The 13,764-nt window shown below is 35.0% G+C and carries 9 protein-coding genes; all 9 read right to left on the bottom strand.

Features of this window, described 5'->3' with window-relative positions:
* Nucleotides 1–29 precede the first annotated feature (29 nt).
* The 9 genes from AC2DGP_RS08330 to AC2DGP_RS08370 all read right to left on the bottom strand — a co-directional run bounded on the left by AC2DGP_RS08330 (nt 30) and on the right by AC2DGP_RS08370 (nt 13,717).
* The gene (locus tag AC2DGP_RS08330) at nt 30–1,787 is read right to left on the bottom strand and encodes a sulfatase-like hydrolase/transferase (protein ID WP_484489605.1); all 1,758 of its coding nucleotides are present in this window, start codon (nt 1,785–1,787) and stop codon (nt 30–32) included.
* Nucleotides 1,788–1,940: 153 nt separating this feature from the next.
* The gene (locus tag AC2DGP_RS08335) at nt 1,941–2,936 is read right to left on the bottom strand and encodes an L-rhamnose/proton symporter RhaT (protein ID WP_484489606.1); all 996 of its coding nucleotides are present in this window, start codon (nt 2,934–2,936) and stop codon (nt 1,941–1,943) included.
* 32 nt (nt 2,937–2,968) lie between these two features.
* The gene (locus tag AC2DGP_RS08340) at nt 2,969–3,730 is read right to left on the bottom strand and encodes an HpcH/HpaI aldolase family protein (protein WP_484489607.1); all 762 of its coding nucleotides are present in this window, start codon (nt 3,728–3,730) and stop codon (nt 2,969–2,971) included.
* A gap of 2 nt (nt 3,731–3,732) precedes the next feature.
* Complete coding sequence (locus AC2DGP_RS08345; protein WP_484489608.1) at nt 3,733–5,187, bottom strand: NAD-dependent succinate-semialdehyde dehydrogenase; 1,455 nt, start codon at nt 5,185–5,187, stop codon at nt 3,733–3,735.
* 11 nt (nt 5,188–5,198) lie between these two features.
* Nucleotides 5,199–6,359, bottom strand: coding sequence for a mandelate racemase/muconate lactonizing enzyme family protein (locus tag AC2DGP_RS08350; protein WP_484489609.1), 1,161 nt, complete (start codon nt 6,357–6,359; stop codon nt 5,199–5,201).
* Between the two features lie 285 nt (nt 6,360–6,644).
* A complete protein-coding gene (locus tag AC2DGP_RS08355) occupies nt 6,645–7,058 on the bottom strand; it encodes a hypothetical protein (protein WP_484489610.1) in 414 nt (137 codons plus the stop codon).
* Nucleotides 7,059–7,115: 57 nt separating this feature from the next.
* Nucleotides 7,116–8,822 carry a SwmB domain-containing protein gene (locus tag AC2DGP_RS08360; RefSeq protein ID WP_484489611.1) on the bottom strand — a complete coding sequence of 569 codons (1,707 nt, stop codon included), beginning with the start codon at nt 8,820–8,822 and terminating at the stop codon, nt 7,116–7,118.
* A gap of 12 nt (nt 8,823–8,834) precedes the next feature.
* Nucleotides 8,835–10,595, bottom strand: a complete 1,761-nt coding sequence (locus tag AC2DGP_RS08365; protein WP_484489612.1) for a RagB/SusD family nutrient uptake outer membrane protein — start codon at nt 10,593–10,595, stop codon at nt 8,835–8,837.
* A 14-nt stretch (nt 10,596–10,609) separates the two neighbouring features.
* Nucleotides 10,610–13,717 carry a SusC/RagA family TonB-linked outer membrane protein gene (locus AC2DGP_RS08370; protein WP_484489613.1) on the bottom strand — a complete coding sequence of 1,036 codons (3,108 nt, stop codon included), beginning with the start codon at nt 13,715–13,717 and terminating at the stop codon, nt 10,610–10,612.
* Between the last annotated feature and the right edge of the window lie 47 nt (nt 13,718–13,764).

Here is a 13,764-nt window from a genome sequence, read left to right on the forward strand (position 1 = left end):
TTGATTCAACTTATATATCGTTTTTCTTCTTATTCAATCACTATTCTTTTGGTAAATTCACTTTGACCCGATTTCAAATGCACCAAATAATTTCCTTGATTTAATTTAGAATGTAAACTAAATCTAAATTCGTGGTCTCCATGACTAACCAAATTTTCTTCGGCAAAAATTAAGTTACCTGCAGAATTAAATATGTTTACGGACACTTCAGAATCAACAACTGAATTAAAACCAGCCAAGAAGTCATTTTCCTTTTTTGGGTCCTCAAAAACATAACCAGAAGTTGCTTCATCTTCCCATACATCCGAAACATTTGCCAAACCAGGAAATGTTTTAACAAAATTAGGCATCGAATTGGCCTTCCATGCTTTTTCTAATTTTCCATTATCAAAAAACTCTGGCTGAATATGAGTCTTTGACCATTCATAAGCTTCTTTCACCATCTCATCCACAACTTTTTTATGAGAGCTACTTAAATTTTTTGTTTCACTTATATCTTTTGAAATATTGTACAAATTCCATTTGCCATTTCCTGAACTATATAATTTCCATTGGTCTTTTCTAACTCCAACTCTATTATTAGTTGCTGTATGTCTCATTGCAAAAATGGATTTCCCTTTTCTTGCATTTTTATTTTCAACAATATAATCTAAAATATCAATTCCATCAATCACTTTGTTTTTCGGGATTTTGGTTCCCGCTAAACCAGCAAACATCGGATAAAAATCAAGAGCTGAAACAGGATAATTATATATTTTACCAGCCGGAATTTTGTTTGGCCAATGCATAAACATAGGAACTCGAAATCCGCCTTCGAAAGTATCCCCTTTCCCTCCTCTCAAAGGTGTGTTTGTAGCCATCCCTACTTTATCGGTTCTACCTCCATTATCGCTCAAAAACACGATTAACGTATTCTCATATTCTCCATTTTTTTTCAAAGCCTCTACTAACTCACCTACGCCTCTATCCAAAGCATATACCATGGCTGCGTAAATATGTCTCCTATCATTTTTATATGTAAAAGAATACGGCTCTGACTCCAATATTTTTTTATCTTCTTCCTTTGCTTCTAAAATACTATGTGGCGCATTATAAGACATAAATAGCAAAAATGGTTCATCATCATTCTCCTCTGAGTCTTTAATAAATTCAACTCCTTTTTTAGAGAACCAATCCGTCAGATAAACATCTCGTGGTTCATCCGCAAGCTTCTTATTCTCTCTCAATGGACGGTTATAGTCCCATTTATTACCATTAGCATAAGCATCCAAATATTTTGATGTAAAATAATTATGACCTCCTCCTAAAAAACCATAAAAATAATCAAACCCTCTTTCATTTGGATGGTACTTATTTTCCTCACCCAAATGCCACTTTCCAATTAAGCCTGTATGGTAATTAGCACTTTGAAGCAATTTGCTAAAAAACACTTCATTAGTATCAATCCCTTTTTTTGAATCTTGTTTCAAGTTGAATTGCGACCCAATACCATGTGGATACCTCCCTGTTAACAACCCCGCTCTACTAGGTCCGCAAAAAGAATGTGCTACGTACGCAGAAGTGAACATCATCCCATTGGAAACAAGTTTATCTAGGTTAGGAGTAGCTACATCTATTGCACCATTAAAACCAACGTCTGCATAACCCAAATCATCTGCAAGAATAAAAACAATATTAGGCCTTTGCGGAGGGTTTGATGCATAACATGTTTGTGTATAGAACAACACCATACTGCAAACAGCAACAAAAAAATGTACTAACTTTTTTATATTTCTATTAGATTTCATCATGAAAATTTATAATTACTCTCACAAAATTATAAGCAAGTTAGTAATAGAAATAGATTAATTTATTCCAAAATTTACATTTCTTAACCCAATTAACAGCAAAAAAAAAGCTGAAGTAATTACTTCAGCTTTTATACTATTATAAAAAGACTATTAATACCCCATTACAACAACTGCAATGATTATTACGAGAACTCCTAACAACATAATATTAAATGGCTTTTTAGCTCCTTCCCATTCTTTGTTTAAATAAGACCACACATTACCAACTATCAACGACAATCCTAACATTATTGGCCAAGCAATCACATCACCTAATTTTCCCATTAGAGTAGCACCTTGTCCGTAAATACCTAAAGCTCCAAACCATAAAAATGCTGCACCAATAGCCCATCCATATGCCTTACCTGAGTCTTGTGTTCCAAAGGAATCCCATGTGTTATTTTTAAACAATAAAAAAAGAGCATATAGAGCATTGATCGCAAAACCACCCCATAATACTACAACCCATATGGCCAAACTACTGTTTCTTGCGATAGCCCCAGCATTTCGAGCTAATTCACCAATTGCCTTCCCTTCAGAAAATCCAACAGCTAGGTAGGCAGATAAGAAACCACTCAATACAGCGATAATTAATCCAACTTTTAAATTTATTTTTTCTCCAGTATCACCTTGTAATTTATCTTTTAATACACCTGCATACGCGGTAATCCCAACACCCACAAGCATAATAATTACACCTCCAATGATAAACGGAAATTCTGGCATTGCACTCGGATTATCCATAGAGAACAAAGGAATCAATCCACCTGCAGCAGAACAAACTCCCATAACAATTCCATAAGTTAAAGAAATCCCAATATAAGGAACACTTTTTCCAAATAAAATTCCACCAACTCCCCATAATGCACCAAATGCCATTGCTGTCATAATCACATTTGATGGAGCAGCTGTCAATACACTAAACAAATCTGGTGTGACAAAATAAGCCCATGCAGTAGGAATCAAAATCATTGCTACTACTGAGTGAACAAGCCACCAAGCTTCCCATTTCAAAGGGTTCATAAATTTCATTCCAAGTCCAAAAGAACCTTGAAATACACTTGCTACTATTACCAGTAAAAAAGGTAAAAACATAGATGATTCCATAATTATTGTTTAAGTTTATTTAGTTATGTTTATTATTTAAGTTGACTTGTAATACCCTTAAAAGCATTCATCACCAATCCTACATCCACAGCATAAGATATATATTGTACCCCTATATCGCTCCACATTTTTGCTTTTTCTGGAGACTCTGTAAATGTACCCACTGCCTTTCCGAATTTTTTCGCTGTTTCAACAGCTTCTTTCATTGCATTCACAACACTTGGATGATCTACTTGCCCAGGTACACCACAAGACTGTGATAAATCATAAGGTCCTAAAAAGATAACATCAATCCCATCTACTTGAACAATTTCAGTCAAATTTTCAATTCCTTCCATCCCTTCAATATGAATGATTGTCGTAATGGAATCATTTGCTTTTCCAAAATGATCAGCACCATTGATATTTGTATATTCGGCAGCTCTGACATAGCGGCACATTCCTCTTTCTCCTTTTGGATAAAACTTAGTTGCTTTTACCAATTTATCGGCATCCTCTTTAGTACATATTTGAGGTACTTGAATGCATTTGGCTCCTATATCTAAAGTTCGTAAGATTAATGTTTCCGAATTCTCAGTAACACGTACCACAGGGGTAATCCCTCTAGCTTCCGCCGCACGAATCATATTTTGTGTGGACTCTATTCCATAAGGTCCATGTTCCATATCAATGATTACAAAGTCAAAATCACTCAAAGCAGCAATTTCAACGATTGCAGGGTCTTGCATTTTACAAAATGGACCGAAAACTGTTTCTCCAGCACCTAATTTCTTTTGTAATATATTTTCTTTCATAATTATAATGCAGTAGTAACACGTTTTTTAACTAGATAATCTTCTAGTGCCAAATGCGAACAATCATGTCCTATTCCGCTATTTTTAAATCCTCCATGTGGTAAATAGATAGCATATTTAACACCATTTACTTGTACCTCTCCAAACTCTAACTCTTCTGAAAACCTTTCAATTCTCTTATGATTATTTGTAAAAATATAAGACGCTAAACCAAACTCTGTATCATTTGCTAATTCTAAAACTTCATCATCTGTCTCAAAAGGCATCACCCCAGCTACAGGACCAAATGTTTCTTCATTAAACAATTTCATATCCATATTAACACCAGATAAAACTGTTGGCTCTATCCAATTTCCTCCTTCAGGAAGTCCTTTTGGAATACCTCCTCCAAACTCCAATTTGGCACCCTTATTCACTGCATCCTCAATCAAATCAAACATTTTTTCTCTTGCTCCAGGAGCCGCTAAAGGTCCCATAAACACATCTTCATTCTCTTTGATTCCAAATCCTACTTTCACTTCAGATGCACGTTTTGCGTATGCTTTGATAAATTTATCATAGATATTTTTATGAACAAAAATTCGGTTAGCAGCTACACAAATCTGACCTGAATTTCCAAATTTCAATCCAACAGCAAGATTCAATGCAGTTTCAAAATCTGCATCTTCAAAAACGATAAATGGAGCGTTCCCTCCTAATTCCATTCCTAATTTCTTAATAGACGTTGTACTATCAGCAATTACTTTCTGACCTGTTTGCGTAGAACCAATCATAGTCAGTACAGCAGGAATTTTACTTGTAGTCATCGTTGTAGCAACTTCGCTACTTGGTCCTGCTAAAATATTTACTACACCCGCTGGAAAATCAATACTGTGTAAAATTTCACCAATTATATAAGATGAAAGAGGCGATAAGCCTGAAGGCTTAATAATCAAAGAACAACCCGATGCCAATGCAGGTCCAATTTTATACCCAACATTTAACAATGGAAAATTCCATGCTAAATAAGCAACAGCAACACCAGCAGGCTGAGAAATCATTTTATGAATGTGCGTATTGTCATGATCAGGTATTTGTTCTTCTCTTAAGTTTTGCATAGCATTAGGATACCATTCTAATGCCTCCGTCAGTCTATCAATATCTTCCTGAGAGCCAGCATAGGTTTTACCCATTTCATGAACCATTGCTGTTCTTAATTCATGCTCTCTTTCTAAAATAGCATCTCTTAATTTCAACATCCACTGAGTTCTCTCTTTCAAAGAAAGTTTCTTCCAAAAATTAAATCCTTTTTTTGCAGACAACAAAGCCTTTTCCGCATCCTCTTTACCAGCTTTTGCAACCTCAGCAATAACCTCACCCGTAGCAGGACAAATTACATTATCCTTCTCTCCACTTGCCGCATCGACTAATTGACCGTCGATATACAATTTTTTATATCCGAATTTTTCTGTTTTCATCATTTTAACTTTTATAAAATACTACTCAGTATTACTCCATTTTTCTTGTATGTGTACCTTTCTAGAACCTCTTCATCCACATCAATTCCTAAACCTGGTCTTTTCGGTACCTCAATCATACCCTCTTTCATCTCTATCGATGGAAACGTAAGATTCTCTCTCAAACCATTTTCAGTTTGATCATACTCCATTAAAAAATTAGGTTGATACATTCTACCGGGTATCGATTCAATATTAGAAATAAAATGCAATGCAACATGAATACCAATAGCCGTTCCCCATGTATGAGGTATAATATCAATTCCATTAGCACTTGCCAATGCTCCAATTCTTTTGGCCTCTGTTAGTCCTCCACTTGCACAAATATCAGGTTGAATAATATCTACCGATTTATTCTTAATCAATTGATTGAAACCAAATCTAGTATACTCACACTCACCACCGGCAATAGGAATTGTAGTCTTAGTTTTTAACTCATTATATTGCTCATAAAACTCAGGAGAAATTGGTTCTTCAAACCATCCAATATCATATTTCTCGATTTTTCTGGACAATTCCGCTGCCTCTCTTAAGGTATAAGCATGATTTGAATCAACCATCAGTTTAGATTCCGGACCTATCAATTCACGCAATAACTTTACACATTCTACATCTTTCTCTATCCCTAAACCAACTTTCATTTTGAAAGCCTTAAAGCCCTGAGATAAATATAATTTGGCTTCTTTCTCAAAATCTCTAGAAGGATTTTCATGGTCCATATAATAAAACCCTGTTGCGTAAGGTTGAATTTTCTCTCTGTGTGCCCCTCCTAATAACGTAGAAACTGGTAAATTCAAAATCTTCCCTTTCAAATCCCAAATGGCAATATCTAAAGCACTTATGGAAGCCATTAACACACCCCTTCTTGCAAAATCAAGCGTTTTACGGTACATTTTATTCCAAATAACTTCATTCTCCAAAGGATTCTCCCCTATTACCGTAGACTCTAGAAACTTAATACCAGACTCCAAAATATTTGCAGGACCGTATCCTTCTCCCCAACCATGCTGACCATCTGAGGTAGTTACTTTTACAACACAAATGCATCGTTCTGAATATTCCCATTGCGAAAAGAAAAAACTTTGTGAAAGCTTATCTTTTAAAACAAAAGTTTCTATTTTTTCTATTATCATACCCTTTATTTTTTTCAAACAACTCTTTCCCAAAGAGTCAATTTGTTATTTAATATATTACAATCTTGACACATATGCCGATATTGTGGTAAAATTAAAGAAAGAAGATCCTTCTCTTTTATCAAAATTTACCCCAATAAGAACCGATATTACCAATTTTAAGGATAAAACCTAGCTGTTTTTATTTATAAATCCATCCTTTAACAACTCGAATCAATGAGAGTTTATTAAACAAAAAAAGGGTGTTGTTTGCAAACAACACCCTTTTCAATCAAATCATTTCAATTAATTATACACTTCTTCTTCAGCTATTACAACTGAAATTGGAGTCCCACCATCTATTGTAAGAGAACCTACACCTGTAGATTTTGTAGCTGCAATTACATACAAACTCTCAGACACCATCCCTTCGGAATCTTCTATTTTTTTAGTTACCGATATAAGATAATCTGTATCAGTAGAAGTATCAGAATAATCTGTTGCTTCGTATTTTTCTACTTTTGAACTTGAAATATGTTCGATAATCAGATCTCCTTTTTTATACACATTAATGCGTTCGAAGAAACTTGAATTATCAACTGCATTTACAGAATACACTGGTACCAATGCAATGTTCGGTTGCTTCCACTCTGCACTTTTATCACAGCTAGTCACAAACAGTAAAATTGCAAGCCCTAAAAATTTAAATATATTTTTCATCTTTATAAATGTTTTATTATTGGCTTGGCAGAAAACACTTTCTACCAAGCCAAATTATTATGGTCTTTCTTCTATTGGTTGTAAATTAAATTCATCAAAATACATCGTTTGCCTACCAGTAGCTCCTGCGTTAGCACCTCTATCAATAAAAATAGTCATTCTTGTTCTATCCTGTATAGATGGAACATTCTCAACCAATTTTTCAATCCTTACCCATTTTCCTTTTTCAACACCAGATATATCCCACGTTTGAGCCAAGCCAGCAATATCCCTTGTTTCAAATGTTGTTATATTAGTCGATTCAGGCACAAATACTCTAAAAGACATAACATATCTTCCCCCATCAAGTTTATCATGCATACCCAAACCAAAGGTGAAGCATTGATAATTATTAGGTGTACCTCCTGTGAATTCTGCTATTGAAAACTTCATAGAATTATCACCTGCAAATGCCTGTTCTCCACTTTGTGAGAACATTGGATCTCCACCAGGGCCGTTATTCACTCCTCCTCCTATCCAGAAAGTTCTTGCAGGTCCCATCCATCCATTTGATTGACCACCTTGTCTAGTCTCAAAACCAGCCCAGAAAGATGATAAAACATTTGGTCTGTATGTAACTACACTCACAGGATCAAAGGCTGCTAAAGTTCTTTCATCTAAAGACTTTATATTACCACCTTTATATTCAACTGTAATCATATCAGAGTTATAAATAGGATCTTGTAATGTTAATTCAACAAAAACATTATTATCATCACTAATTTTAGCCTGTGTAACAGTTATGTTTTGATTGAAAACCCCATTTTGAACATTTACAACAAAGTTTGCTTCTTCATTTTCAACAGTCTTCAACGGACCATTTACTCTGAATCTGATTGTCTCGTCCTCATTTTCAACCATTACACCATCATATACGAATGGTGCAGAAGATGGTAATACATTCACCATCAAAGGTATCAACTTCTCTTGATTACCAGCTGGTATACCTTCTCCACTTCTGATTACTCTAATACTACCTGCAGGCTCTTGTCCTAAGTTATAGAAAATAGTTTCGATATCAGCTTGATTAGAATTACCTGGTATCCCTCTATTAATTGTCCAACTCCTTGAAGTTGGTCTGCCCTCAACAGTATTATCTTTAAAAATCAAAGTTTCGCCTGATTCTATTGATTCTACTGGCCATGTACTTTGATCTTTTTCCAAAATCAAATCTTCTTCAGTTACTTCCAATATTAACTCCTCATTCCCTGAATCATCTCTTTTATAAACCGAAAACGCAGGTAAAATATGGCCATAAACATCAAAGGTAAATGTAGTATCGATTACCCAAAAATCTCCAACTTTCGTTGCTCCTAATGGCAATTCACTCGAATTAAAAGTAACTGAATCCTTAAATTTATTTAATAAACGAATCCCGTGCTCTCCCTTTTCTGTAAAAAGCACATGCGCCTTTTTATCTATTGAATTAGTTCCTACTCCTTCTTTGATAAACAAAGGCAAAGAGTCGGTCCTAGTAAATCCCTCATTCAGATAATGCATAGTTTCATCAATAATCCATTCATGTTCAATTGTACCTTGCGATACATCAACTAAAGACATATGAGTATCAATTGCAATATTGTATGGATTTTGGCTATCACTAAATCCAATGATCCAAGATACATCGGACAAATCATCCGGTGCTTTATAATCTAAATATTCTTCTTGACAACTAGTCACTAAAAGTAACCCAACAAGAAAACTTAATATTCCTATTTTTTTCATAATTAGTGCTTTTTAATTTGAGATATTTGGATTTGAATTAATTTCAGTTAATGGAATTGGATAGGTTCCATGTAACTCTTCGTTATAATTTTGACTTGGAATATCATATTCGTAATCAATTCTAGAAAATGTATGTGCCGGATTTGATGGTGGCGAAGTAGCTACCTCAGAATCCCATCTCCAAGTGGATTGGTTAGACCCAGGAGGGGTATAACTATAATGACGTAAATAGAATGATTGAGCAGCTAATTTCGCGAAGTTTTCTTCGACTACCCCCCACCTCTTTAAATCCAGGAATCGAATTGCATGTCCTTCCATAGACAACTCCAAAGGTTTTTCTTTATACATCAAATGCTCCATAAAAGAATCTCTGTCATACGTTAGTTCATCATAAAAATGTTCAGTATCACCGTTAGAAGGACCTAACAATTCCAATGCCCATCTTTTTCTTAAACGATTTATCATTTCAAGTGCTCCAGGAATATCTCCTGTCTCAGCTAAACATTCAGCTTGGTTGATAATAACCTCAGCTAATCTATGTACAACTACATTTTTCCCAGATTGATTTGTACCATAAGGAAGGTCATTTTCATCCGCTACTATATCATGATTTGTATGTTTTTTAAACCAAGCAAACCCCCAACCGTTTTTACTGATTCTCATATTTTGAGTAACGGTACCATCTAAATAATACAATGTTTGCTCATCTTGAACAACAGCCATCATCGCAGAAGCTCTAAGAGAAACATTTCTAAACAGTGTAGTTCCAGTTTCATCTTCGTATTTGTTTCTGTCACTTCTGATATCGATTGTTTCGTTCGCATACTCATAAGTCAACCAAGCTGGACCATATGGCCCTTGAACTCCACCTGTAAACAAAGCTAAAATATTCGATACAGCTTCACCGTTCCATAGATTTGCCTCTGGTTTAAGCGTATTGTTATATGTTATCTCTAAAATGGATCCTGAATTATGCTCACCAGCTGTTGTAAATAATAAATCAATATCTTCTTCTAATTGGTAGTCATGATTATTGATAACATCAGAATAATACACCATAGCTTTCGTATAATCCTTTTCTTGTAAATAAGTATTTCCTAATAGTGTTGCCGCAGCTCCAGAAGTAGCCTTACCTAAATTATAAGACCCAGGATATTCTCCTTTAGCATATAAATTTGCATATGCATACTCCAAATCCTCACGTATAAACGATAACACCTCTGCTGCCTCTGACAAGCCTTTATATAGTTCATCAGTATTTTTTGGCACTGCATCTTTAATAATAATGCTTCCGTTATTGTAGGTAGAGTATAAAAAGTAATGATACATACCTCTTAAAAATCTTGCCTGTGCCATTTGAGAAGTCCATTCTTCTTGTTGAAGAAAACTTTCATCCAAATTGTTTAAAGCTTCAATTACTTGATTTGTTCTAAAAATCCCTTGGTAAGTTACCTCCCATTTATCAATTATTTCTCTAGTACTGTTAGTAAATGTTTGATTGTAAAAAGGACTAATAGCCTGTGGAACAGGTCTACCAAAACCTGGCCAACCCAAATCAGAACGTAAGGTTTCAGGAATAATCGATAATGTTGCCGGATGATGTAGCGTATGATATGCCGCATACAATCCTTTTTCTGTAGCTCCTAAATCTTTCCAATAAGTTATATTTGAACTTGCTGTTGGATTTGTCTCTGTAATAAAATCATCACTACAAGAGCTCATAAAACTCATTGCTACGATGAAAATAATGCTTTTTATAATTCTATTTTTCATAATATAACAAAGTTTTAAAAGTTAAAGTTTAATCCAAGTAAATACTGAGCTGATACTGGAGTAACACCTTTATCTAACCCTCTTGCAGAAACCCCTCCTCCAACTTCTGGATTGTACCCAGAATAATTAGTAAAAGTAAATGGGTTTTGTGCTCTTACATAAAATCTCACTCTATTAACTCCTAGTTTTTCAATTGTTTTCTTAGTCAAGCTATATCCAAGTGAAATAGCTCTTAATCTCAAATACGATCCATCTTCTAACCATAAATCACTATAACCAACACTATTAAGATGTCTAGTTGTATCACCTCTCCAAGCATAAATTGGTGTTACTGGATTAGCCTCAGACCATTGGTATATGTTATCTCTATGTCTTCCGTAACCTACAGCTGTAGCTCTACTTCCATTCATGATTTTCTGACCTAAAGCGGCATACCAGTTCATAGAGAAATCAAAACTTTTCCAGTTTGCGTTGAAAGTATAACCTATTTCGTATTTAGGTAATCCACTTCCACTATAAACTCTATCTAAATCTGAAATTACACCATCTCCATTGTTATCTTTAAATATTACATCTCCCATTCTAGCAGATGGTAATAACTTTTGAAACTCAGCTAATTTCTCTTCTGTATCAGCTATTCCATCCGTAGTTAACAAGAAGAATGAACCTGCTTCGTGACCTACAGCGTGCGCTGTTACACGAGATTGATTGGTAGCCCCTTGAACTAACCCAAAATCATCAGTAAATAAGAAATCGCTTTGACCATCTATTTTAGTAATTTCATTTTTGTTTGTTGCAAATGTTCCATTCATTCTCCAATTAACTTTACCAGTTTTTCCTCTTAAGCCCATCGCCAATTCAAATCCTTGATTCGTCATGTTACCAACGTTATAAATAACACGAGCATTCGCACCACCACCATTTGAAGGAGGAATAAAAACAGGGAATAACATGTCTTCTTTATCAGAATAATAATATTCTCCAGTAACAGTAAACTTGTTTTTAAACATTCCCAAATCAAAACCAATATTCGATTGTCTTGTCGTCTCCCATTTTACATCTTCATTCGGATATGCTATTTGTCCCGCACCTCTACCTAGTTGCTCAGAAATCCCACTAGCATTACTCTCTGCAAAAGCACCATCAACATTTTGCTGAATTACACCTTGACCAATATATGCTTGTACACTTTGATTCCCCACTGTTCCGCTAGAAACTCTAACTTTAAAGCTATTCGCAACATTTTTAAATGAGTTCCAAAAGTTTTCATCAGATACATTCCATGCAAATGCCATAGAAGGGAAAATCGCCCATTTATTACCTGACTCAAATTTAGAAGTTCCATCATAACGGAAACTAGAACTGAAAACATACTTTCCTTTATAATCATATTGCATACGACCCAAAGTCCCGAATAGAATATTTGTATAATTATTAAGATTCCCCACATCCATAGCCAAAACTGCTGAATTCAAAACTTCAATATCTGGATCTGTTGCTCCTGCTCTACGGGCAAAAAATCCTTCATAAATATATTTCTCATAGGTAGTACCATATGTAAATGTTACATTATGGTCTTTTATAAATTCCTTTTTATAAGTCAACAGCCCTTCTAAATACAAAGACGTTCTTCTTGAAGCGTCATTTCTTACAAAACTATTTGAAGGATTACTTACATTCCCATTCTCTAAATTCACCACCAGTCTGTATGGTCTGAATTGACTCTCATAAATATTATGAGATGTTGCCGCCGCAGTACCTCGCACTGATAAATCATCCGTGATTTGATAATTCAACGCAACAGAAGCATTTGTTCTCACTCCTTTTTGTTTTCTGGTTGTGTTGATAGTTTCTACCAACCAACTTTGTCTGTTTGCATCCGAACCTCCAAAATTCAATGCAGGATCTGTTGCTCCTGGCTCAACAGGATCTTGGGTTGGACTGTATCGAATTGATTGTTGAATCAACCAACCTTGAGGTATATCTCTATCTTCGTATGATAAACCTACACTCGAATTAATACTAATTTTATTTTTCTTGTACGATGTATTTACTCTTGTATTAAAACGCTCGAAACCAGAATTGATCAACAACCCTTCTTGCTTAAACAATCCTAACATTACATTATATGTAATATCATCTGTACCACCAGAAATATTAGCATTGTAATTTTGCGTAGGTGTATTATCTCTAAAAATTGTTTTACTCAAATCAGTTTCATTCTGCAAATTGTATGGAGATCTGAGTACTCTAAGAAAACCATTTGCATCATCATCAAAAGCTCCTTCAGAATTTCTCCTAGAAACAATATCGAAATAAGTTTGATCTACAGAGTTCATCAATTGCTGAGAAGGATTCAACACATTAACCGCATAACTTGCATTCAACCTAACACGTAAAGACCCTGGCTTACCTTGCTTTGTTGTAATCAATATTACTCCGGCAGCACCACGAGACCCATAAATTGCAGTTGATGAGGCATCCTTTAAGATATCGATTGTTTCAATATCACTAGGATTGATCCCAGGATCTCCTTCTTGAGCAATTCCGTCTACCACATATAATGGTGTATTATCACCGATTGTAGTAATACCTCGAATCAAGATCTCCGATTGACCTCCTGGATCTGCAGATGAAATAACGTTTACACCCGCTGCTTGACCTTGTAAAGCAATTCCTAAATCAGGTGTATTAATTTCTTCTAATTGTTCCGCTTTCACCCTTACGACAGCCCCGGTAACTTCCTTTTTCTTTACGGCACCATATCCAATAACGATCACCTCTTCTAACTCATCCACATCAGCTGTCATGGCAGTATTTACCGTATTCCCATTAACTGTAACTTCTTGGTCAACCATTCCCATATAGCTAAACTTCAAAACCTCTCCTTGTTGAGCTTCAATAGAATATTCACCATCGAAATCAGTTGTCACACCAATGGTTTTTCCATTACGTTCTAAGGTAACTGAAACCCCTGGAATCGGACTTCCATCCTCTGCTCCGGTAACAACCCCTTGAACCTTTTCTCCTTGTCCTTGAGCTGACATTGTAAAACTCAGAGTCAAAAGAATGAAGAAAATCGAATGCCTCAATTTCCCTCTAATATTAAATTTTTGTTTCATTTTCATTTTGTTAAGTATTGGTATTAGTTTACTTATTTATAGATTTT

This window comes from Flavicella sp. IMCC45537, assembly GCF_057197705.1.